We start from the raw sequence: 23,937 nt of genomic DNA on the forward strand, positions 1-23,937 counted from the left end.
CGCGGCGCGGTCGGACATCCCGCAGATACGGTCGAGCAACGGCCGGCCGTGACAGCGGTATTTCACGCCAGAGGCCTGTCGAAGACCTATCGTATGGGCGAGGTCGATGTGCACGCCCTGCGCGATGTCGACCTTGACATCTTCGAGCGTGAATTCGTCGTGCTGCTCGGCCCGTCGGGGTCTGGAAAATCGACGCTTCTGAACATCCTCGGCGGTCTCGACAGCCCGACATCCGGCGAGGCTCGATGGCGTGACCACAACCTGGTTGGGGCAAGCGAGGCCGAACTGACGCAATACCGACGCGAACATGTCGGCTTTGTCTTCCAGTTCTACAATTTGATCCCGAGCCTGACGGTGCTGGAAAATGTTGCGCTGGTAGACGAGATTGCGGACAAGCCGCTCGATCCGCTCGAGGTGCTCAAGCTGGTCGGACTCGAGCATCGTATCAATCACTTTCCTTCCCAACTCTCTGGCGGCGAACAGCAACGCGTTGCAGTCGCCCGAGCGATCGTCAAATCCCCGGACGTTCTGCTGTGCGATGAACCGACCGGCGCGCTCGATTACGACACCGGGAAGATCGTTCTGGCTGCGATCGCACGCGCCAATGAACGATTTGGAACGACGATCGTCATCATCACGCATAACTCGGCGATTGCGGGGATGGCGGATCGCGTGCTGCGGCTCGGTGGCGGGCGCATCGTAGGCGAGGAACGCAATGCAAAACGGCTCTCGGCTGAGGAGGTCCGCTGGTGAGCCTTTTGGACCGAAAACTTGCGCGGGACATCACCGCCATGCGAGGCCAAGTGCTCACCATCGCGCTGCTGGTTGCCGCGGGCGTTGCTGTATTTGTCGGCTCGGTCTCGACCTATGTTTCTCTGCGTTCCGGCTGCGATGAGTTTTACGCGGCTACCAGATTTCCACAGATCTTCGTAACCATGAAGCGAGCTCCGCTGTCGCTCGTGCCGCGGCTCAATACCATTGCGGGCGTTGTCGCGGTCCAGCCCCGCATCGTTCGAGAGGTCATCGTCGACTGGCCCGCCGCCTCGCAGCCGGTTTCGGCACGAATGATCTCTTTGAGCCATGCCGGCGACGAGCAGCTGGCCCGATTGTATTTGCGGCGCGGCACTGCGCCCGAGCCCGGCTCCGTTCGCAGCGCTGCGGTGAACGAAGCTTTCGCCGAGGCAAACGGCGTCAGGCCCGGCGAAAATATCCGCGTGCTGCTCAATGGAAAGTTGGCGAGCGTTCGGGTCTCCGGGATCGCTCTTTCACCGGAATATGTCTACGCCGTAAAACCCGGACTGCCGATCCCAGACGATCGCCTCTACGCCATTCTCTGGGTCGATCGGAGCGCCGCTGAGGCCGCCTTCGACATGAAGGGCGCATTCAACGACGCCGTCGTTTACCTGGCGCCAGGTATCGATCCGCAACCGGTCATCGAAGAGCTGGACCGGCTGCTCGAACCCTATGGTTCGGTTGGCGCGGTCGAACGGCGCGACCAACCGTCGAACAGGTTTCTCGAAGACGAGTTGAACCAGCAGAAGGTGATGTCGATCACCATTCCAATCATCTTCCTGGGCGTTGCGGCCTTCCTGCTCAATAGCGCGCTGGGAAGGCTGGTCACCGCGCAACGCGAGCAGATCGCGGCGCTGAAGGCGCTCGGCTTTCCGACGCTCATACTGACCTTGCACTACCTCAAGCTCGTCATGGTCATCGTCCTCATCGGATCAGCGCTTGGCGTGGCCGGCGGCTTTGGCTTCGGGAAGGCGATGATGGCGAGCTATCACGGCTTTTTCCGCGTGCCCGATCTGTCGTTCAAGCTTGCGCCCTGGTCGGCTTTGGCAGGGATAATCATCAGTCTGGCTGCCGGCTCGTTAGGCGTCATGACGGCATTGCATGAGGTCGTCGGTCTGGCCCCGGCCGTCGCCATGCGCCCGGCGGCGCCACTCGGCTTCCGCCGTTCGTGGCTGGAGGCGATTCTTCCGGGCAAGCTGGTCACGGCCCGATCGATGATGATGCTGCGCAACATGGCCGGGCGGCCGTTCCGTTCGGTGCTCACAGTTGCCGGTATCGCGTTCGCCGTTCCGATGATGGTGCTCGGCATCTTCTGGCGCGACGCGGTCGACCAGATGATCGAGGTGCAATTCCATCTGGTGGAGCGCGGCAACACCTCGATCACGTTCCCACACCCGATGGACCACAGCATCATTCGCGATCTGGCACGACTGCCGGGCGTGCTGGCGGTCGAAGGGCAACGTATCGTTCCGGTGCGGCTTCGCTCGGGGCACCGCAGCTACCTGACCTCGGTGATCGGCCTTTCGCCTGGCGACCAGTTACGAAGGCCGCACGATTCGACGCAGCATCCAATCACAGCGTCGCCGGACGGGATTACTCTGACCCGCCGCCTGGCTGACCGTCTTGAGGTCAGCCAAGGCGAGGTCATTACGATCGAGACCATGGAAGGCCGGCGCTCCAGCCGCGATCTGCCCGTAACGGCCATCGTCGACGAGTCGATCGGCATGGCCTCCTACATGGACATGGATGTGTTAAATCATCTCACCGGCGAAGGAGCGGTGGTGTCTGCCGCCAGCATGTACGTCGAGCCGACCGCGCTTCCGCTGATCGGCCTTGCGTTCAAGAAGCTTCCGACGGTCGAGTCCGTAACGATGAAGGCTTACACCTTGACTTCGTTTCTCGAAAAGATCGCGGGTCTGGTGTACGTGAGTGCCGGCATCCTCACAGCCTTTGCTGCCATTATTACAATCGGCGTCGTTTATAACAGCGCGCGCATCAGCCTTCAGGAACGCGCATGGGAGCTGGCAAGCCTTCGGGTGCTCGGCTTTACCCGCGGCGAAGTTGCGAGCATTCTGTTCAGTGAATTCGCCGTCGAAACCGCCTTGGGAATTCCGATCGGCTTGTGGCTGTCGCGCGCAATCATTGGGTTGATCGCCAGCTTCCACTCCAACGACAGCTTCCAGATCCCGCCGGTAATCGAGCCGCGCACTTACCTGATCGCTGCAGGTGTCGTCCTGGCAGCCGCGGCTGCCAGCACATTCGTTGTCCGCAAGCGCGTCGACCGGCTCGATATGGTTGCCGCTCTCAAGACGAGGGAATGAAATGCGTATTACCGTTCGCGGCATAGCGATCGCTGCGGGAGTTATCCTGATCGCCGCGGCAGTGGCTTGGGCGGTAATGCCGGGAGCGGTTCCGGTCGAGACAGCCCCTGTCATAAAGGGCAAGTTCGTCACCAGCGTCGACGAGGACGGCAAGACCCGCGTTCGTGAACGCTATATCGTCGCCGCACCGTTGGCCGGCCGCCTCGGGCGCATTCGGTTCAAGGTTGGCGATCCGATCAAGGTTGATGATGCCGTCGCGACGATCACGCCATCGCCTGCGCCGCTGATGGATCCGCGGACCCGTGAGGAAGTCGAGGAGCGGCTTGGAGCGGCCGAAGCCAATGTCGGGCGGGCCAAGGCCGTCGTCGAACGGGCGCGCGCTCAAAGCGCTCAGGCGAACACGGATTTCAACCGAACGCGAACCTTGGCCGATCGTGGGGCCGCGACTGCGCAGGCACTGGAGCACGCCGAGCTCGCGGTTCGTCTTGCCGATCGGGATTTGCGCGCGGCGGAATTTCTGGATCGTGCGGCCGAGCATGAACTAAGCCAGATGCGCGCTCTGCTGGCGCGATATAGCGGCGATACAAATGCCGATCAGGCAGCGGAAAGCTGGAACGTTGCCGCGCCGGTCTCGGGCGTCGTGTTGAGGGTCGCACAGGAGAGTGAGACGATCGTACAGCCGGGCACGCCGCTGCTGGATGTCGGGGATCCGCGTGATCTCGAGATCGTGGTGGACGTTCTGAGTACCGATGCCGTCGAGATTCGTCCTGGCGCGGAGGTCACCATCGTCCATTGGGGCGGCCCAGCAGCCCTTTCCGGGCGGGTGCGCCGGGTGGAGCCGGCGGCCTTCACGAAGGTCTCGACGCTTGGCGTGGAGGAGCAAAGGGTCAACGTCCTGATCGACATCGTCTCGCCTGCTGGGCAGTGGGCGAGTCTCGGAGATGCCTACCAGGTCGACGCCCAAATTGTGGTCTTTACTCTGGACGATGCCATCATCATCCCGGCGGGTGCGCTGTTTCGGCGTGGCGATCAGTGGAAAGTCTTCGTCGTGAAGGACGGCCGTGCGCAGATCCGCGACGTTCAGCTCATTCGTCGTTCCGGCCGCTTCGCTGCAATCGCCTCCGGCCTCAAGCAGGATGACGTCGTCATCGTCTATCCCGGAGACCGCGTCGCTTCCGGGGTGCGCGTCGGCGTACGAAAAGGCGGGTGACTTGACCGTTTCTTGATAGCGGCCAGGCATCGGAGGCGGCTGCGCTTCCCGGTCGGCGCGAGCGTGGCGCTGTTGGCAGGCTTCAGCTGCGGCCGAGATGACAAGCTCGTTCGCTGGCATCAGGCAGGTGGTCGCTGCGTCTTAATCGCGCTTTACATCACGACCTTCACGGCCCGGCATCTGGCCGACGCAGGTTGATTTGGATCAGCCCGTTGAGTTGAGGGAAGAACCGGGCGGTTGAAGCGCTCAGCCGGTTGATCAAGGTCAATGCGCCTGAACCGGCGCCGCGTAAGCAGGCTTTCACATCATTGTCAGGCCGTTATCATGAGTGAGATGGTTGAAAGCTTACCGGTTATTCAGCATTCCGTAGCGGCGACCCAGCCGAGGAGTTGTACTCCAGCGCCGTCGCCGGTGGTCAATTTGCCATCTTTCGAGACGGTCGACCGCGTCGGCCGAAGCATTATTGCGCGGTTTACCAGCGGGGTTTCTCCGCACGCCGAAGCTGACGCCTGGTTTGATTGGTATTCGCATTTTCTGCGCGCGCCTGGACGGCAGATGGAATTGATGGCCCTGGGCGCCGTACTCGCCGGGCGGTTTGTCGCTCTCGTCGCCGGCCAGGCCGTACCCCTGCTCAAACCCGAATCGATCGATCACCGCTTTCAAAACGAAGCATGGAAAAAAGCCCCGTTTCTCTGGTGGCAGCAAGCCTTCCTTGCCCACGAGGAATGGTGGCGCAGCGCAACGCGGCCGCTTCGCGGAATGAAGGCAAGGGATGCTGAGCGCGTCGGCTTCATGATCCACCAGTATCTCGACGCATTTTCTCCGTCCAACGTCGCTTGGATGAATCCGGAAGTGATCGAGCGCACGGCCAGGGAATCGGGCGCCAATCTTGCGCGTGGCATGCGGAATTTGCTGGAAGACTGGGTGCAGGCAATGGCGATGGTGCCGGCAAAGCCTGACCCGGCTTACCGGGTCGGTGAGACCATCGCGGCGACTGACGGCAAGGTCATCTTTCGCAATGAGCTGATGGAATTGATCCAGTACAGCCCGACGACGCCGAATGTTTTAGCCGAGCCGGTTCTGATCGTACCCGCCTGGATCATGAAGTACTACGTTCTCGACCTCGTGCCCGAGCGTTCCCTGGTAAAGTATCTGGTCGATCGCGGCATGACCGTCTTCATGATTTCGTGGCGCAATCCGACACCGGCCGATCGGGATGTCGCACTCGATACCTACCGCACGGCCGGCGTCATGGCCGCGCTTTCTGCGGTCAATGCCGTGGTGCCGAACCGCAAGGTCCATGCATGCGGTTATTGCCTTGGCGGCACTTTGCTCGCCATTGCCGCGGCCACCATGGCGCGCGACGGTGACGATCGTCTGAAGACGGTGACGCTGCTTGCCGGCCAAACAGACTTCAGCGAGGCCGGCGAACTGATGCTGTTCGTGGACGAAAGTCAGGTCGCCTTTCTCGAAGACATGATGTGGAACCAGGGTGTGCTCGATTCGTCGCAGATGAGCGCTGCTTTTCGCGCGCTGCGCAGCGACGATCTGGTGTGGTCCAAGGCGACGCGCAACTACCTTCTGGGCGAGCGCGAGCCGATGAGCGATCTCATGGTCTGGAACGCCGATTCCACACGCCTGCCCTACCTGATGCACTCGCAATACCTTCGCGGATTGTTCCTGGAAAACAGGCTGACTGCAGGCCGATTCGCCGTCGAGGGCAGCGTCATCGCGCTCAAGGATTTGCGCCTTCCCATGTTCGTCGTCGGCACCGAAACCGACCACATTGCACCGTGGCAATCCGTCTACAAGATTCACCTCTTCACCGACAACGACCTCACCTTCCTTCTCACCAATGGCGGTCACAACACCGGCATTGTCTCGGAGCCCGGCCACAAGGGGCGTCATTATGACATCGCGACCCGCCACGCGGGCGAACGCTACGTGGACGGCTCAACATGGCGTTCGCGCGCCAGACGGAGGGATGGATCATGGTGGCCCGAGTGGGCAAACTGGCTTGCGGCGAACAGCAGCGATCAACGCGCCAAGCCGCCCGGCATGGGAGCGCCGTACCGAAACGTCGTCCCGCTGTGCCCGGCACCCGGCACATATGTGCTTCAACGATAATCATCAGGGCGCAAGCGCATGCTGGCTTGGTACGCATGGGTCGCAGCGAACAGCTGACGAGGAACGCCTTGGTCAGGAACAGTCCCTCGCTCATGCGAGCGCATGACCTCGATTGATCTATGTCAACCGGCCACGCAACGCTTGAGTGAGAATTATTTGCAGCTGAGGGTACAGGTATGACAGTCGCAACTGTTATGGTTTATGTCGATCCTGCGCAACAGGCCGAGGAGCAGGTGCGGGTAGCGCGATCCATCGCGACGAAATTCACGGCGTCCGTGATCGGTGTCTCCGCCTTTGCGACCGAGCCCGATTTTGTCGCCGAAGGTGTCATCATTGAGGAAACCACGCCTGAGGACCTGAAGCGGATGAAGGCCGAACTTGCCGGCAAGGAACGGTGGTTTCGCGACGTTGTCGGCCTTCCGGCGGAGCGGGTGGAGTGGCGCTGGGACGTCGAATATCCGCTCGTTTTCCTCGCGAATGAAGCGAGGGCGGCCGATCTGGTGGTATTGAAGAGCGCCCACAGGAAAGTGGATCCCTATCATCTGGTTGATCCCGCAGGCGCAGTCTTGCGAATGGGTCGGCCGACCATTCTGGTGCCCGATCATGTACATGAATTGCGAGCGGACCGGATCGTGATCGGCTGGAAGGACACGCGAGAAGCGCGGCTTGCGGTTCATGATGCCCTGCCGTTTCTGCGGAAAGCGTCAACGGTTGCGGTGATCGAGATCTGCACCTCGAAGGAACAGGATCGCGCGCGACGGCGGGTCCGCGATGTGGCGAAGCATCTGCAGGGGCACGGCGTGACAGCCGAAACCGACGTTCGCGTTCACATGGCCGAATCCGACGCGCACCAACTTGTTCGTTTGTCGAAAGAGCTCGATGCCGATTTGATCGTAACCGGAGCTTATGGCCACAGCCGGCTAGGCGAATGGGCGTTCGGAGGCATGACGCGCGGGCTTTTGGATGAGGCACCGTTTTGCTTCATGATGTCGCACTAGGCGCGCCAACCAAAGATCGGATGTCGGACGTTATTTGGCTCCCGGGCGTACGCGATTTGCGGATCGACCTGTTTCGGGGGCTTTCCCTATGGTTGATCTTCATCGATCACGTCCCGGAGATTTATCTTAATAACTTTACCCCAAGAAATTTCGGGTTCAGCGACGCGGCAGAGATTCTTGTCTTCTTGTCAGGGCTGGCCTCGGGGGCGGTCTATGGAGGGATTAGCAAACATTCGGGATTGAGAATTGCTTTTTTGCGCGTCCTGCGTCGCGCCGTCGAAATCTACGTCGCGCAGATTGTCACCATCACGCTTCTCCTGGCTGAAGGCGCTCTCTTTGCCCTTCGGCAACCGGCACTGTTGGATCAGGCCAATCTTGCCATCTTCTCCGTCCATCCGTTTGAGACGATATCTCAAGCGGTGATGTTGAGATATTCGCCGGTCAATCTCGATCCGTTGCTGCTGATGGTCATCCTCCATTTCGGACTCGTGTTGATGTTGCCCGCGATGATCCTGCGGCCACATCTGACGCTGATCGCCTCGGCACTGCTTTATTCGGCATCCCACTGGCTGGATTGGTCGATTTCGGCCTACCCGAAGGGAGCCATCTTCTTCAACCCGCTGGACTGGCAACTGCTCTATGTCATCGGCATGTGGTGGGCTGTGACTCCTGCCAAAGAACAGCATCGCATCTTCAAATCGCCGGTTTTGGCGGGGCTGGCCGTGATCTACTTGTTGTTCAGCCTTTTCATCACATTGAGCTGGAGTTTCCATTCGCTTGAGGCTTACGTCCCGACGGTGATTGCGAATTTAATCTATCCGATCGACAAAGGAGATCTGGACGTTCTGCGGCTTATCCATTTCCTGGCTATCGCACTACTGTGCTGGCGGCTGCTTCCTGGCGACCTCCCGGTATTGAGGACACGCTTTGTGCGCCCGCTGGTTCAATGCGGCGAATATTCGCTCGCAATCTACTGCATCGGCGTGCTGCTCTCGTTTGCTGCGCATGCGATCCTGGCCATGAGTGGGAACAGTCTGGCTCTGCAGACATTGCTCGGCGCCGCGGGCCTGGCCATTCTGGCCATGGCTGCAAACGTCTGCGCAAACATCGATCGAACAGGACACGCCCACCCGCGCACTTTGTGACCAGAAAGCAGATCAGCGCGCGCGGCCAAGTGTCACAATTCAACACGTCCCGCCTGACAATTAACTGATATAGATCAACAGCTCGCCGCCGCCGCAAGCGAATATAAGCCCGCTCCCCGCTGGCACTTTCCGGCAACCTCAACTCGATGCCGGAGCCGCGGCGTGTTCCATTTGATCGGCCGACGTCGTGAAAATATCAATGATACGTTCATTTCAGCTGCGCCTTCTTACGATCCCATGGCGGCGGTGGGCTGGCCTCATGGCCGCACTGATGCTGGCCGGCCTGCCCTCCATCTCGATGGCCGAAGATGCGGTAAAATTGACTCCCGAGCAGGCGACGAATCTTGGGGTTCGGGTGGTTCATCCGGTTGCGAGCCCAACCGACAAGACGCTGCCGTATCCCGCTCAGATCGTCATTCCGACACCGCAATTATGGGTCGTGAGCAGTCCCGTCGCCGGCATGGTGACCAGCCTTTCGGTCGCACGCGGAGACCGGGTCAGTGCCGGCCAGGCCCTGGTCGTAATGGAAAGCCCGAGTTTCGTTGCGCAACAGCGCGACTATCTACAAGCCGTTGCGCAGGAGGCTCAGGCCATCCGCGAGTTCAATCGGAATACGCGCCTGATGGAGTCAAACGCCGTTGCGCAGCGAATTCTCGAAGCCAGTCAGACCGAGGCCCGGCAAGCAAGTATCGTCGTTGCGGAGCGGCGACAAATGCTCCGGCTCAGCGGCTTTTCCGACGAGTCAATCGCGAAACTGACCAACGAGGCCGCCATCAACGCAACCCTTTCGGTGGCGGCCCCGCGGGCGGCGACCGTCGTCGACATCCTGGTTTCTCCCGGGCAGCGGGTGGAACAGATCGCGCCGCTTGTCAAGCTCGCTCAGTTGTCTCCGCTGTGGGTCGAAATCGCAGTTCCCGCATCCAACATCCGAGCCATCCGGGCGGGCGCCAAGGTCGAGGTCGAAGGCTATGCAACTCCGGGGCAGGTGGTGCTGGTTTCGGAAACCGTCGATGCCGCGACTCAAACGATCCTGGTGCGGGCCGAAGTGTCCAATAACGGTGAACTGCGGCCTGGACAAACAGCGCAGGCTCGCATCGGCTTTGCTTCCTCGGCCGAAAGCGCCTGGGAACTTCCTTATAGCGCTCTGATCCGGCGCGGAGAACAAGCCTCGGTATTCGTCGCTGCGCCGGGCGGCTTTCGTCTTGTGCCGGTGACGTTGCTTGAAGAGGACCAGGACCACGTCGTGGTGTCAGGCCCGATCACGGACAAGGATCAGGTCGCGGTGGGCGGGATCTCTGCGCTGAGGGGAATACTGCTCAAGCTCGGAGCCGGTTAGTGCGCCAGCGGTCTTGCAAAGTTCGGAATCGGAGCACTCGGCATGCTTGAACGGCTTGTCGCGTTTGCGCTTTCTCAGCGGCTGTTCGTCATGCTCGGCGTTCTTTTGCTGATTGGCGCTGGCGTTGTCATGCTGCCAGGCCTGCCGATTGACGCCTTTCCGGATGTCTCGCCCGTCCAGGTCAAGCTCATTATGAAGGCGCCGGGGCTCACGCCGGAAGAGGTCGAGCAGCGGATTACCGTGCCGATCGAGCTTGAATTGCTCGGGCTGCCCAACAAGAAGATCCTTCGCTCCACGACCAAATACGCGCTTGCGGACATCACGGTCGACTTCGAGGACGGCACGGATATCTATTGGGCCCGTAACCAGGTCAGCGAACGCCTGTCCAACATCGCGCGCGATCTTCCGGAAGGCGTCAGTGGCGGGCTGGCACCGATCACCAGCCCGCTCGGTGAAATGTTCATGTTCACGATCGACAGTCCGAATCTGTCGCTCGCGGAGCGGCGCAGCTTGCTCGACTGGGTGATCCGCCCGGCGCTGCGAACGGTCCCCGGTGTCGCTGACGTCAACGCGTTGGGCGGCTATGTTCGAGCTTTCGAAATCGTTCCGCTCAGCGATGCGCTGGCAGCTCGCGGCATTTCTTACGACCTGTTCCGGCGTGCCATCGACGCGAACAGCCGCAACGATGGCGCCGGCCGCGTCAATCAGGGCGAAGACAGCGCGCTTGTCCGCATCGAAGGCAGCATCCAGACCATCGACGACATCAGACAGATTGTCGTAGATAGCAAGGATGGCATTCCGATCCGGGTCAAAGACGTGGCCCGGGTCGAGATCGGATCGCTGACGCGCTATGGCGCCGTCACAACGGACGGCCGCGGCGAGACGGTCGAAGGGCTCGTCCTTGGATTGCGCGGCGCCAATGCCCGGCAGCTTGTCAGCGATGTTCGCGCCCGTCTTGACGAGCTCAAACGGTTGCTGCCGCAGAACGTGAGCATCAACGTGTTTTATGACCGCAGCCGGTTGGTTGATCGCGCGGTCGGAACCGTCGTCCGAGCGCTCGGCGAGGCAACCGTTCTGGTCGTCGTGCTGCTGCTGTTGTTCCTCGGCAATTGGCGAGCCTCTCTGGTGATTGCCCTGAGCCTGCCGCTTGCCATCGTGATCGCCCTGATCGTCATGCGTGTCGTCGGCATGTCGGCAAATCTGATGAGCCTGGGTGGTCTCGCGATCGCTATCGGCATGCTGATCGATGCGCTGGTGGTGGTCGTCGAGAATGTCGTTGGAAATCTGAGCAAGCAGCCTACGGGTAAGGCGGTCCCGCTTGTGCACATCATCTTCCGCTCGGTCAGCGAGGTGCTCCAGCCGGTCGCGTCGGGCGTGCTGATCATCATGATCGTGTTCGTGCCGCTGCTGACGCTGGAAGGCCTTGAGGGAAAATTGTTCATCCCTGTGGCGCTCGCAATCATATTCGCGCTGGCGGGCTCGCTGCTGCTTGCGCTCACAGTCATTCCGGTCGCGACCTCATTTCTTCTCAAGACTGCGTCGCACCACGAGCCATGGCTCATCCGTACCGCGACGCGATTGTACACGCCCGCGCTCAATTGGGCGCTGAACAACGAGCGCAAGGTCATCGTCGCAGCAGTCGCGGCGCTTGTTGCCGCCGGCTACGCCTATACCCAGCTTGGCAAGACATTCATGCCCACCATGGATGAAGGCGACACCATTGTGAGCATCGAGGCGCTGCCATCCATCAATCTCGATGCGATGATTGCGATCAATACACGGATTCAGGCCGCCATCCTTGCGAAGGTGCCCGACGTGAAGGGGATCGTGGCGAGGACGGGATCGGACGAGCTCGGGCTTGACCCGATGGGCCCCAACCAGACCGATACATTCCTCGTTCTGAAACCGGAAAAAGAGCGAAAGACCACCGACAACTCCGCGCTGCTTGAGGAACTGCGTAGCGTGCTGGCCGATTTTCCCGGCCTGTCGTTCAGCTTCACGCAGCCGATCGACATGCGTGTGCAGGAGATGATCAGCGGGGTGCGCGGCGACGTCGCCGTGAAGATATTTGGTACCGACATCAACAAGCTCAACGAGATTGCAAGCAAGCTGTCCACAATCCTATCCACCATCGATGGCGCCGAAGATGTCTACACCACCCTCAATGAAGGCGCTCAATACTACACCGTCGCAGTCAACCGCATGGAGGCGGGGCGTCTTGGCCTGACCATCGACTCGATCTCCAATTCACTTCGCACCCAGATCGAGGGCCGCGTGATCGGCACGGTGCTGGAACAAGGGCGCCGCACCCCGATCCTGGTGCGTGGCAGCGAGACGACGCGAGAAGCGCCGACCCTGCTTGCGAGCCTGCCGTTGACGCTCCCCAACGGTCAGCACGTCGCGCTGTCGCAGGTCGCCCACATTCATCGCGTCGATGGTCCCGTCCTGGTCAACCGCGAGAACGGATACCGAATGAGCATCGTGCGGGCCAATGTACGCGGCCGCGATATGGTCGGCTTCGTCGAAGCCGCCCGGCAGAAGGTCGCGGCCGAGCTGCCGCTGCCGGAGGGCTATCGGCTGACCTGGGGCGGCCAGTTCGAGAACCAGCAACGCGCCGCGGCGCGCCTCTCGATCGTGGTCCCCGTGGCGATCGGGCTGATTTTTGTCCTGCTGTTCACAACTTTCGGCTCCATCCGGCAGGCGCTCTTGGTGCTGGTCAACATTCCGTTCGCCGCGATCGGCGGTGTCTTTGCGCTGGTTATCACCGGCGAGTACCTCTCGGTTCCCGCTTCTGTCGGATTCATCGCGCTGCTCGGCATCGCCGTGCTCAACGGCGTCGTTCTGGTGTCCTACTTTAACCAGCTCCGCTCCCATGGAGTACCGGAAGGCCGCATCGTAACGGAGGGAGCGCGGCGTAGGCTGCGGCCGGTCCTGATGACCGCCAGCATTACCGCGCTTGGTCTCATCCCGTTGCTGTTCGCCACTGGGCCGGGGTCGGAGATCCAGCGCCCGCTGGCAATCGTGGTGATCGGCGGCCTGGTCTCGTCGACGGCGTTGACACTGATTCTTCTGCCGATTCTCTACCGCCGGTTTGGCGGGACCGCAAAGGAGGCCAAATGAGTGCCCAATTGGTCTGCCTCACCCTGATTGCGGCGCAATCCCTTCGCCAGGAGTTGTTCGATTATCTCAGCGAGCAGGGCGACCTCGCGTCCGGCTTTACCGCCTCCGACGTCGCGGGACATGGGCCCGACGTGCTGTTGCAGACGTCGGCCGAGCAGGTCAAGGGGCATGCCAATGAGCTGATGGTGCGGCTCATTCTTCGGACGCAAGACGCCGCGCAGCTGGTCGAGAGGCTGAAGACAGCGTTCGTCGGCTCGAAGATCGTTTATTGGATCATGCCGGTCTCGGAATTTGGTGTGATTGATCTCCCCAACGGGTGACAGGGGCGGTCGCGGCCGGTTCGGCAGTTGGCGGTTCATCCGTGATAACCGCCGTGGTCCGGCAAGCTTGGCGCCTATCGGTGCCAACCAACTTCGCGAGGTCTGACGACGTTCGAACCTGTCAGGAATTGAGCCCAACCCTTCATCGGCGCGCTCGTCCAGCTCTGCGCCTGGGCGATCGGCAGAACTCTCCACCGAGCTGAGTGCGAGATCAGCTTCAACTAGCGCTAAGGGGTATGCTATCCACCGTGGCGGCTTGGCTGAGCTTCGTCAAAACAACAGCACGTCATCGCTTGCGGCCGGCTTGACGGCCGGCATTTTCGAGGCGAGGCCAAAGTCCTTGAGCAGTCGACAATGGACCGCGCGCTCGCGCTCCATGGTGTAGGACGCGAACAGGCTTTCGAGAACGGCGCCGTCCGCTGCGCCAAGCGTTGCCTTCCTGCCGGCGCCCACCGCCTCGAGCCTGTCCGCCAGCCGTGGCAGTGCTGCAGCATCCTCGCTGAGTCTTCTCATCAACTGCGAGGCCGAGCCGATCAGATTCTCGAATTTCCCGCCGTCTTCAATGAGGCGATGGATCAACTCACCAAGGCGGTTGTTACCCGCCCCGATCTCCTGCAAGGCATGCTGAACCTGCGGCTCGAGCCTTGTTAGTTGCGCGGGGTCGCTGCGCAGTCGCAACGAGCGCAGCTCGTTGGCCGATGTTTCGATACCTTCAATCGCCGGCTTCAAACGCGTGGCTCCGGCGGACATCTGGTCAGCGGTCGCCTTGAGCTCGTTGGCGATCACGACAAAAGCGTTGCCCCTCCGCCCGAGATGACCGGCCTTCAGGGATGCGTTCATGCCGATCAATGTGATGTCGACCACAGCCCTGCGATCGTGTCGCGAAACTTGCGAAGCGTCTCTTCCACCAGCGTCAGCGCGTCGTCAACCGACCTGCCCGCGGTCTCGCAGCTTTCGATCAGCACCGAAGCATGCGCCAGTATCTCACGGATGCGGACGAGAAAGGGAGAGGAATCGCCGCTGTCACTACCATAAAGCGATCGGCCCTGGTCGACCACATCGGCCGCGTCGGACATAATCGCCGACAAGGCTCCAAGGATCTGGCCGATCTCCTGCTGCAACTCACATTCAGAGTCCTTGAGCTGCATCGCCTCCAGCGTACAGATAACGGCCGGGCCAGCGGCCGCGGGCACAAGGCTGGGCGCCTGGGTGACGGCTTGCGCAAGACCATCCCGGAAATGCTCCAGGCGCTGCCGCGTGCTGTCGCCGGCCTGCAAGGAGACGATGGAGCGGCCGACTGCCTCGGCAACCTTCCTGGCACTATGGCTCGCGAAATCGGCAAAATGCAGGCTTTTTGCGCGCTGCTCCTGCATACTGGAATACGCGGTGGTCAGCTCGCCGGCTTCGGAAATGAGCTGTCCATGATAGCCGAGTTCGAACGCTCTCTGGCGGCCGAGGGCGACCTCGATGGCATTGGAAAGCGAGTCCTGATCTCGCGCACAGGCTTCCAGCGACTGCTGTACCGCCTTGGCAAGCTCATGGGCTTCCTTCGTGAAAGCCAGAAAGCCTTCGCGATCCTCCGCAAGCGAGGCCGCCTCGATCCGCGCGCTCCGCGCAATGATCGCGATCATCTGAACGTGCTTGAATAACGGCTTGAGCAGGTCGGACGCCTCGCTCGCTGCGTTGCCGAGGCCTGTCAGCAGCCTGCTTTCGGCCGGCAGAGCCTGCGCCAGGCCGTTCAACCCATTCGCGATGTCGTGGAGGGCTTCGGACGCGCCCTCGATCTGCGCGCCGGAAAGTTCTTCCGACATTGAAGCGAGCGCCTGGCTCAGGCCCTTGAAAATTGTGTGGCCGCGGCCGAGGTCCAGGCCTGCCCGGGTAAAGCTTTCCTCGATGCGCGATGAGACGTCATCGGCGGCAGCCATCGCGTCGCCGATTGGATCGCCCTTATCGGTGACAGACATCGCAGGCTCAACCCGCCAAAGCGGGGTGTCCCGCCTGAGACCAAAGCATGATTTCCTGCGGGATCTGGTTCAACGACACGACCTTCTCGACCGCGCCGAGCGCGATCGCCTCTTTCGGCATGCCGAACACGACACAACTTTCCTCGTCCTGCGCGCGCGTCGTCGCGCCCAGCTTGCGCATTTCCAAGAGCCCTCGCGCGCCATCATCGCCCATGCCGGTCATGATGATGCCGAGCGCATTCCGGCCCGCATATTGCGCGGCAGAGCGGAACAGCACATCCGCGGACGGCCGATGCCGCGACACCGGCGGCCCGTCCTTGATAGCGATATGATAGCGTAGCCCCGTCCGTTGCAGCAGCATGTGCCGCGCACCCGGGGCGATGTAGGCGCATCCGGGCTGGACAGGTTCGCCGTCCTCGGCTTCCTTCACGTTGATCTGGCAGACGCCGTCGAGCCGCCTCGCAAACGCGGCGGTAAACCCTTGTGGCATGTGCTGCACGATCAGAATGCCAGGACAGTTTGGTGGCAAAACCTCCAGCACATCGTTGAGGGCCTCGGTGCCACCGGTGGAAACGCCGATGCAGACGATGCGCTCCGTCACAGGGCGTGAGCGTCCCTGGACGGGCGGCGGCATGATGGCATCCGCCGTCAGCTTCTTCTCGATCCGCACCCGGCGCGACTGCCGTGGCCGCACCCGTGCGCTGGCCGCCGATTTGACCGCCTCGCGCAACCGGCCCGAAGATTCGATCAGCGCCTGGCGCGTATCGATGCGAGGCTTCGGAACAATGTCGACGGCTCCGGCCTCGAAGGCTTCGAACATCAGGTCCGAACCTTCCTCCGTCAACGACGAACAGATGATCACCGGGATTGGATGCTGCGCCATGATCTTGCGCAGGAAGGTGATGCCATCCATCCGCGGCATTTCGATATCGAGAATGATGACGTCTGGCACTTCATTCTGCAGGCGGCGGGCAGCCGCATACGGGTCCGATGCGGTGCCCATGATCGCAATGGCGGGATCCTCGGACAGAATGGTCGAGAGGATCTGCCGCACCGACGCCGAATCGTCCACGATCAGCACGCGAACTGGTTGTCTTTCCATTCTGGCGCCTCCTAGACCCTAAACACCGTCGGCTGAACCTGTTTCAGGCCCGGTACCACGCTGTGCACCATCGACTCCGAGTGCCCGACCATCAAATATCCTCCCGGCCGCAAATGCGAGCACAGCTGTTCGACGACCTTGCGCTGGGTCTCTCGCTCGAAATAGATCAGTACGTTACGGCAGAAGATGATGTCGACATCCCGATCGACCGGATAATTCGTGTCCATCAAGTTCATGCGCATGAAATGAGTCATGCGCCGCAGCTCTGGCACGACGCGCACCTCGCCACGTACCGGGTCTCTCGGACGCAGGAAGTAGCGCTTGGCGAACGCAGGCGGGACCGGCGCAATCGCCTCGCGCGGATAGATCGCTGTCCGCGCCAGCTGCAGCATCGCCGTCGAAATATCGGTGCCGAGAATGCGGAAGGAAAAGCGCGGGCCCGTCCTTGTCATGTCGTCCAGCACGATAGCCGCCGTATAGGCTTCCATTCCGGCCGAAGAGGCCGCGCTCCATACCTTGAGCTCGTTTCGGCCACGCGACTTCAGCAACAACGGCGCGGCAGTTTCTCTCATGAAGGTGAAATGGGACGGCTCGCGAAAGAAATCCGTCTTGTTGGTAGTTACTGCATCGATGAGATGCGTCAGCTCGGAATCGAGCTGATCGGCTTCGAACAGCGTCTCGACGTACTCATTGAGGCCGGAATAATTGAGCGCGCGGACGCGCTTGTGCAGCCGCCCTTCCAGCATGAGGCGTTTGCCTGGCGGCAGCTTGATGCCGACCTGACCTTCGATCAATTGCGCGATCGAGCGAAAATGCCGATCTGACAGATGTAGCGCGGCGGCCGGCATGGCAGCGTTTACTGTGCTCACGCCGCAACCGGCGCGCTGGCCGGCATCTTTTGGCTCGGCATTCCCTCATGCGCCATCAGGCGCTCGAGATCAAAGACGACGACGAACTTATCCCCCTTGCGTCCGATCCCGGCAATGTAATCGGATTGCCAGCGGCCGCCCACGGCAGGGACCGGTTCCATCGAGTTCTCGTCGATATCGGTGACCTCGTAGACGCAATCGGCCACAAAGCCGACGCCGACCACGCGATCCCCGATCGGAACGTCAAGGATGATGATGCGGGTGGCATCGGTCGCGGTCACACTTGGGAGGTCAAGCTTCAGCCGCAGATCGACAATCGGATAACCGCTGCCCCGCACGTCGATCATCCCCAGCAGGAAATGAGGAGCATGGGGCAGCCGCGAGATCGGCCGCATATCCAAAATTTCGCGGACGTTGCGGATGCTTATCCCGAACGTTTCGCCGGCAAGACCAAGGGTCAGATACTGCGCCTGCTCAGCCATGCTCGTTCCTCAATTGCTTGGGCTTGGCGGGCGGCCGGCTTCGAAAAGCCGCGCCCGGATTCCTAGCGGATAAATTCGGCATCACGCTCGTCAGTCGCGTCATCCATTGCGAAGGCAAAGCCGCCGCCGCTATTCGCAGCCTTAGCGATGCGAACCGGCTTGGGCGGCGGCGCCTTTTTACTGCCGCGATCTGCCGCCGCCATGCTGGCCGCCTTGGCCCTAAGCTGGGTCACGGCGCGGTCGATCGGCGCGGGCACGTCCGCGGGCCTGGCATCCGCTCGTTGATCGATGCGGAAGAATGAGATCGTCGACTGAAGCTGCTCGGCCTGTGAGGCCAGTTCTTCGGAGGTCGATGACACCTGCTCCGACGCGCTGGCATTCTGCTGTCCGACCTTGTCGAGCTGCTGGATCGCCTGGTTGATCTGCGCCGAGCCGACATCCTGCTCGCGGCACGCAGCGGTGATCTCGACCACGAGTTCTGCAGTCTTCTTGATGTCTGGCACGAGTTTCGCGAGCATAGCGCCTGCGTCCTGGGCCACCCTTACCGTCTCAGTGGATAGCGTACCTATTTCGGCCGCTGCTGCTTGGCTGCGCTCCGCTAGCTTGCGTACTTCGGATGCGACCACCGCAAATCCTTTGCCGTGCTCGCCGGCCCGCGCGGCTTCAACGGCAGCGTTGAGCGCGAGCAGGTCGGTCTGCCGCGCAATCTCCTGCACGATGGTGATCTTCTCCGCAATCGTCTGCATCGCCTCAACCGCACGCCCCACCGCGGCGCCACTGGCTTCGGCGTCCTTGGCGGATTGCGCCGCGATCTTCTCGGTCTGGCTGGCGTTCTCGGCATTCTGCTTCACATTCGAAGCCATCTCCTCCATTGAGGAGGAGGCTTCTTCGGCAGACGAGGCCTGTTCGGTCGCGCCCTGCGACAGCTGCTCAGCGCTGGCGGAAAGTTCCTGACTGCCGGCAGAGACGTTCTGTGCAGCGGTCAGCGCCTCGGCGACGATTTGACGGAGCTTTTCGGTCATGATGTTGAGCGATTTGATCAGGTCCCCGATCTCATCGTTGCTGAAAACCGTGATGGTTTGATTGAGGTCACCCCCCGCCACCGCACCGGCAAGACCGACCGCGCGTCCAAGTGCCCGACTGATGCTAACTGCAATCCAGAAAGCGGCGATGACGGCGACGAGGAGCGAAGCTGTAATAAGGCAAAGTACCAAAAGCTGGCCGCGACTGGCTTCTTGCTTGGCAATTTCATTCTGTTCAGCCATCGACTTCTTGACGTAAACGACATATTCTTCCGCGACGGCGAGCGCATCGTCCATAGCCTTCCGACCTACGCCGATGGAGCTCTCGATCGCCTTCACCTTGTCGGCTTTTATGAGCTTTGCCGTCTCGTCCTGCACCACATTGACGCGGTTGTGATCTGCAGCGAAACGGTCAAGTATCTGTTTGCCGGCTTCGGCGGCAGACGCGTAAATCTCGCCTCTCGTCTTTGAAACGATGGCTCGATATTTGATCATCTCAGCGGCAAAGCGCTCCGCCTCGGCATCGTTCTCCGCCCCAAGCAATGCCTTCTCGGCACGGTTCTGCAACAAAAGCTGCTTCTGCAGTTCACCCGCCATTTCGATGCGGCTGGCACGCGATACCAGGTCATTCATTCCCGCCATCATGTCACTCAGCTTGGTGTAGGCCATTGCCCCCGCCACGGCAGACAAAATGATGATGACACCGAATGCACAAGCCAGCTTTGCCTTGACAGAAAACCTCATCTTGGCCCCTTTCCGTCTCGACATCGAGACGCGTTCAATTGACGATAGATTTCGACGATCTGGTCCCCGCCAGAGGCGTCGTTATCGGTAGAAGTCGGCGTCGTGCTCGTCGGCTGCGTCGTCCATTGCGAAGGCGAAGCCGCCTCCATTCATTGCCTTAGCGGCACGAACCGGCTTAGCCAGCGGACCTTTCTTGCCCCTGCGATCGACCGCGGCCATGCTCGCGGCCTTGGCCTTGAGCTGGGCCACGGACCGCTCGATCGGCGCCGGCGATGCCTCCTGCCCGTGTTCGATGCGAAAGAAGGAGATCGTCGACTGCAGTTGCTCGGCCTGGGAAGCGAGTTCCTCGGACGTTGACGACACCTGCTCCGATGCGCTGGCGTTCTGCTGGCCGACCTTGTCCAGCTGTTGGATCGCCTGGTTGATCTGCGTCGATCCGACATCCTGCTCGCGGCAGGCGGCGGTGATCTCAACCACGAGATCCGCCGTTTTCTTGATGTCCGGCACGAGCCTCGAGAGCATGGCGCCCGCTTCCTGCGCGACCTTGACTGTCTCAGTGGACAGCGTGCCGATTTCGGCAGCAGCCGCCTGGCTCCGCTCGGCAAGTTTGCGCACTTCGGAGGCGACGACCGCAAAGCCTTTACCGTGCTCGCCGGCCCTCGCGGCTTCCACCGCTGCGTTCAGAGCAAGCAGATCGGTCTGACGAGCGATCTCCTGAACGATCGTGATCTTTTCCGCAATGGTCTGCATCGCGGTTACTGCGCGTCCGACGGCGGCACCACTCGCTTCCGCGTCCTTGGCTGATTGCGCGGCGATCTTCTCGGTCTGGCTGGCATTTTCTGCGTTCTGCTTCACGTTCGAAGCCATCTCCTCCATCGAAGAGGACGCCTCTTCCGCCGACGAGGCCTGCTCGGTCGCGCCCTGCGAGAGCTGCTCGGCGCTCGCTGAAAGTTCCTGGCTGCCAGCGGAGACGTTCTGTGCCGCGGTCAACGCCTCGGCGACGATCTGTCGGAGTTTCTCGACCATGCGCTCCAGCGCGATGCCAAGCGTATCCTTGTCCGACAGCCGCTTGGCCTCGACTAAAAGATTGCCCTGCGCAATCTGGTCGGCGAGTGACGCGGTCGCCTGCAGGTTGACGGTCATCGACTTCAGTTTGTCGCCGAGCTCGCCGGCTTGACCGCCATAAGCCTTCTCGATCGCCTGCGTGAGATCACCGAGGGCCACAGCACTCACCGTCCGGGCAATATCTTGAAAAGCGCTCTCGACAGCAAGCACGCTGCCTTCCATCTTGCCGACTTCGTCGCGGCGGCCCGTTTCGACAGGCGTAGCGAGGTTCGCCAGCTTTGCAGCAACGGCCGACACCGGACGGGCAACGGTACGTGTCAGCAGGAATCCTGTTCCGAAAGCAATGATCAGGTTGGCTCCCATGCCGATAAGGATCACCTTGGTCATGATGTCGAAGGCTGACTCCTGCGCCTGGTGACGCGTCGTCATCAAAGCCTGTTCGGCCCCGATGATCTCGGCGACTTTCGTGCGGACGATGGCCATCGCGGCCTTTCCGGCGCCGTGGTTCTCGGAGTCCTGCGCTTCCTTTCGGGTCTGCTCGTTCATCATCAGGCTGATGCCGCGCTCGGCGATGTCATTGCGCCACTTCTCGCCCGCTTTTTGCACCTCGTCGAATCGGGCGGCCTGTGCGGGATTGTTTGCGGTCAGCTCCTTGCCCTTGGCGACGGCGGCTTCGAAATCCACCTGACCGTTCCTGTAGGCACCGAGCAGCCTCTCTTCGCCGCCGATCAGGAACCCGCGATAGCCGGTCTCCTGGTTGATCATGCCGCTGAGCGCGCCATTGGCAGCCGCAAGCACTTCCTGCGTGTGCTGCGTCCATTGCGTCGTCTGCTGCACTTCTCCTGATTTCAAGTAGATTACGGCACTAGCAGACATGCTCGATGCGAGCATGAGGCCGAGGGCCAGGACGAGCTTGCGCGGGATCGTCAGATTGTCGAACAGTTTCATTCTAAAGCCTTAAGCCGTCTCAATTCAGGATGCGTTCCATGTTCGGAACGATGACAAACTCTTCACGCCATTTGGTAATGAAGCGAATGAACTCCGGCTTCCAATGCATTCCGACGCGCGGCGTCTGTTGCACATTGCTGCGCGAGATCTCGGTGACTTCGTACACCTTGTCCGCAGAGACGCCGACCAGCACAGGCTCGTTATCGATGTTCACCTCGACCACAACAATGCGGGTGTCGGGGGAATCCTCGGTCAGCGGCATGCCGAACCGGATGCGGAGATCGGCGAGCGGAATCACGTTGCCCCGTACGTTGATGACGCTCGGCACGAACGCTTTCGCGCCGGCCACTTTCGTGGCAGGAACCGGATCGATGATTTCGCGCACCAGCCCGGCATCCAGCGCGAATTTCTCGTCGCCAAGGCCGATCATGACCACCTGGATTTCGCCATCATGATCGGCGGCGGCGTTCTGCATCTGGGAAGCGGTCATCAGGCGGCCTCGTTCATGTGCTGCTTCTCGGCTTGAGATTGCGCCAACGCAACAAGCTGCACGACATCGAGGATGAGCGCCGCGGTGCCGTCGCCCAGAATGGTCGCGCCAGAGAAGATCGTGACGTCGGAGTGCAGCTTGGAAAGCGACTTGATGACGGTCTGGTGGTTACCGATGATCTGGTCGGCGACCAGGCCGACACGGGTTTCGCCGGTCGAGATGATGATGGTCTTCTGATGGGGCTCGGCCGCACCGGACATCTGAAGGATCTCGCGAAGACGCAGGAAGGGGACGAGGTCGCCCCGCACGTTGAGGAAGCTGCGGCCGCGCGAGCGCTGGTCCTCAGCCATGAGTTCGACGCATTCCTCGACTGCGGAGAGCGGAATGATATAGCGACCTTCACCCACGCGGATCAGAAGGCCCTCGATGATTGCCAGGGTCAACGGTAGCCGCAGCGTGACCGTCGTGCCCTGGCCCGGCTTGGTCGAGAGGTCGATCGATCCCCGCATGTTCTCGATCGTGCGCTTGACCACGTCCATTCCGACGCCGCGGCCGGACAGCGCAGACACCGTCTGCGCGGTCGAGAACCCCGGATGAAACAGAAATTGATGGATTTCATTATCGGACAGCGTCGCGCCCGGCGCGATCAGACCCTGCTCTTCGGCCTTGGCGCGAATGCGTGCGGTGTTGAGGCCGCCGCCATTGTCGCGCACGGTGACCAGCACCTGCGCGCCGGAGTGCACCGCCTGCAACTCGATCCGGCCCGGCTCGGTCTTGCCGGCTGTTGCGCGGGCGGCATTGTCCTCGATGCCGTGGTCGACTGCATTACGGATCAGATGCACGAGGGGATCGGCTAGGCACTCGATCATGGTCTTGTCAAGCTCGGTATCCTCGCCGGAGGTGACGAATTCGACGGGTTTTTCAAGATCGCGCGAGAGATCATGGACCAGGCGACGGAAGCGCCCGAACAGCGAGCCGATCGGCACCATGCGTGCACCCATGGTGGTGTCGCGCAGGCTGGACGCCAGGCGTTCGATTTCCTCGGCGATCATCTTGATTGAGAGATCGGCACCGCTGGCGGCCAATTGGCTGAGCCGTGCCTGAGCGATGACGAGTTCGCCGACCCGGTCCATCAGCTCATCCAGGCGTTCGGCCTGCACGCGAACGGTCGCGATGCCGCGTTCATCGGTGCGCTTCGGCTCATCCCGCTTGGGCTCGGACATCTTGAGCTCGCCGGTCTGAGGTCCCGCCGCCGTGTCATTCACCCGCGATCCGGCAGGCGTTTTCGCTACGGATGCAGGCTCTTCGAAGGTCTCCCGCTCGACCGGAGCAGCATCGGAGGGAAGCGGCTGAAGCGGTGGCGCAATCGCCGGTAGCTCCGCCAGTGTCAGGGGCGTCAGCGTGAGCTTCATCTCGTCGATGACGAACATGAAGACATCGTCGATGGCGGCCTCGCTGCAATCCGCGTGCAGCGTGACGTCCCATTTCAGGTAGCAATATTCCGGCTCGAGTTCGTCGAGCAGCGGAACGTCATCGGTAACGGGGACGACGAAGCATGGCCCGAGCTTGCAGAGGTCCTCCAGCAGGTCGAGCGGGTTCGAGCCGTTGCACAGGATATGGGAATCGAACTCCAAATGCAGTTGCCAGCCGGCCGAAGCTGCCTCGGCGATCGGCGCATGCTCCTGCGCGGTTCGCGCCGGAGCAACGGCCGCGGCCGCCGGCGAAACGAACCGCTTGAGATCGTCCAGGATGGCGTCGCCGATAATAGAATCCGTCGTGTCGGGATATTCGATCAGCGCGCGAATATAGTCCTTGGCCGACAGTGCCACCGAGATCAGTTCCTGCGTCGGCCTGACCTCACCCTTGCGCACCAGATCGAAGG

At 61.4% G+C, this 23,937-nt stretch carries 18 protein-coding genes; 9 read left to right on the forward strand and 9 right to left on the reverse strand.

What is annotated here, in order from left to right; all coding sequences use genetic code 11:
• Nucleotides 1-93: 93 nt before the first annotated feature.
• The 9 genes from NEZ08_RS14150 to NEZ08_RS14190 all read left to right on the forward strand — a co-directional run bounded on the left by NEZ08_RS14150 (nucleotide 94) and on the right by NEZ08_RS14190 (nucleotide 13,369).
• Nucleotides 94-753 (forward strand): ABC transporter ATP-binding protein, encoded by a 660-nt coding sequence (locus NEZ08_RS14150; RefSeq protein ID WP_298107814.1) that lies wholly within the window; start codon nucleotides 94-96, stop codon nucleotides 751-753.
• On the forward strand, nucleotides 750-3,113 hold the full coding sequence (locus tag NEZ08_RS14155) for an FtsX-like permease family protein (RefSeq protein ID WP_298107774.1): 2,364 nt from the start codon (nucleotides 750-752) through the stop codon (nucleotides 3,111-3,113). Before NEZ08_RS14150 ends, NEZ08_RS14155 begins: the two co-directional genes overlap by 4 nt.
• A 1-nt stretch (nucleotide 3,114) precedes the next feature.
• Nucleotides 3,115-4,323, forward strand: coding sequence for an HlyD family efflux transporter periplasmic adaptor subunit (locus tag NEZ08_RS14160; protein ID WP_298107776.1), 1,209 nt, complete (start codon nucleotides 3,115-3,117; stop codon nucleotides 4,321-4,323).
• 333 nt (nucleotides 4,324-4,656) lie between these two features.
• The gene (locus NEZ08_RS14165; RefSeq protein WP_298107817.1) at nucleotides 4,657-6,450 is read left to right on the forward strand and encodes an alpha/beta fold hydrolase; all 1,794 of its coding nucleotides are present in this window, start codon (nucleotides 4,657-4,659) and stop codon (nucleotides 6,448-6,450) included.
• A gap of 176 nt (nucleotides 6,451-6,626) precedes the next feature.
• Entirely contained in the window at nucleotides 6,627-7,448 is an 822-nt protein-coding gene (locus tag NEZ08_RS14170; RefSeq protein ID WP_298107778.1) for a universal stress protein, read from the forward strand.
• A gap of 20 nt (nucleotides 7,449-7,468) precedes the next feature.
• Nucleotides 7,469-8,593 carry an OpgC domain-containing protein gene (locus NEZ08_RS14175; protein ID WP_298107781.1) on the forward strand — a complete coding sequence of 375 codons (1,125 nt, stop codon included), beginning with the start codon at nucleotides 7,469-7,471 and terminating at the stop codon, nucleotides 8,591-8,593.
• 259 nt (nucleotides 8,594-8,852) lie between these two features.
• A complete protein-coding gene (locus NEZ08_RS14180) occupies nucleotides 8,853-9,929 on the forward strand; it encodes an efflux RND transporter periplasmic adaptor subunit (RefSeq protein WP_298107783.1) in 1,077 nt (358 codons plus the stop codon).
• 42 nt (nucleotides 9,930-9,971) lie between these two features.
• Nucleotides 9,972-13,049 (forward strand): CusA/CzcA family heavy metal efflux RND transporter, encoded by a 3,078-nt coding sequence (locus NEZ08_RS14185; protein ID WP_298107786.1) that lies wholly within the window; start codon nucleotides 9,972-9,974, stop codon nucleotides 13,047-13,049.
• On the forward strand, nucleotides 13,046-13,369 hold the full coding sequence (locus NEZ08_RS14190; protein WP_298107788.1) for a DUF3240 family protein: 324 nt from the start codon (nucleotides 13,046-13,048) through the stop codon (nucleotides 13,367-13,369). Before NEZ08_RS14185 ends, NEZ08_RS14190 begins: the two co-directional genes overlap by 4 nt.
• A 270-nt stretch (nucleotides 13,370-13,639) precedes the next feature.
• On the opposite strand, the gene NEZ08_RS14195 is transcribed toward NEZ08_RS14190, so the two are convergent.
• From NEZ08_RS14195 to NEZ08_RS14235, 9 genes are all read right to left on the reverse strand, one after another.
• Nucleotides 13,640-14,233, reverse strand: a complete 594-nt coding sequence (locus tag NEZ08_RS14195) for a hypothetical protein (protein WP_298107791.1) — start codon at nucleotides 14,231-14,233, stop codon at nucleotides 13,640-13,642.
• A complete protein-coding gene (locus tag NEZ08_RS14200; RefSeq protein ID WP_298107795.1) occupies nucleotides 14,215-15,333 on the reverse strand; it encodes a hypothetical protein in 1,119 nt (372 codons plus the stop codon). Before NEZ08_RS14200 ends, NEZ08_RS14195 begins: the two co-directional genes overlap by 19 nt.
• A 7-nt stretch (nucleotides 15,334-15,340) precedes the next feature.
• The gene (locus NEZ08_RS14205; protein ID WP_298107798.1) at nucleotides 15,341-16,435 is read right to left on the reverse strand and encodes a chemotaxis response regulator protein-glutamate methylesterase; all 1,095 of its coding nucleotides are present in this window, start codon (nucleotides 16,433-16,435) and stop codon (nucleotides 15,341-15,343) included.
• 11 nt (nucleotides 16,436-16,446) lie between these two features.
• Complete coding sequence (locus tag NEZ08_RS14210; RefSeq protein ID WP_298107819.1) at nucleotides 16,447-17,283, reverse strand: CheR family methyltransferase; 837 nt, start codon at nucleotides 17,281-17,283, stop codon at nucleotides 16,447-16,449.
• Between the two features lie 17 nt (nucleotides 17,284-17,300).
• Nucleotides 17,301-17,786 carry a chemotaxis protein CheW gene (locus NEZ08_RS14215; RefSeq protein WP_298107800.1) on the reverse strand — a complete coding sequence of 162 codons (486 nt, stop codon included), beginning with the start codon at nucleotides 17,784-17,786 and terminating at the stop codon, nucleotides 17,301-17,303.
• A gap of 62 nt (nucleotides 17,787-17,848) precedes the next feature.
• Nucleotides 17,849-19,552 (reverse strand): methyl-accepting chemotaxis protein, encoded by a 1,704-nt coding sequence (locus NEZ08_RS14220; protein WP_298107803.1) that lies wholly within the window; start codon nucleotides 19,550-19,552, stop codon nucleotides 17,849-17,851.
• Between the two features lie 81 nt (nucleotides 19,553-19,633).
• Nucleotides 19,634-21,565, reverse strand: a complete 1,932-nt coding sequence (locus NEZ08_RS14225; RefSeq protein ID WP_298107805.1) for a CHASE3 domain-containing protein — start codon at nucleotides 21,563-21,565, stop codon at nucleotides 19,634-19,636.
• 19 nt (nucleotides 21,566-21,584) lie between these two features.
• A complete protein-coding gene (locus NEZ08_RS14230) occupies nucleotides 21,585-22,055 on the reverse strand; it encodes a chemotaxis protein CheW (RefSeq protein ID WP_298107808.1) in 471 nt (156 codons plus the stop codon).
• Nucleotides 22,055-23,937: chemotaxis protein CheA (locus NEZ08_RS14235; RefSeq protein WP_298107810.1), on the reverse strand; the 1,883-nt coding region annotated here is incomplete at its 5' end. The genes NEZ08_RS14235 and NEZ08_RS14230, both read right to left, overlap by 1 nt.

It is taken from the genome of Bradyrhizobium sp., from assembly GCF_027451485.1.
Lineage (GTDB): Bacteria > Pseudomonadota > Alphaproteobacteria > Rhizobiales > Xanthobacteraceae > Bradyrhizobium.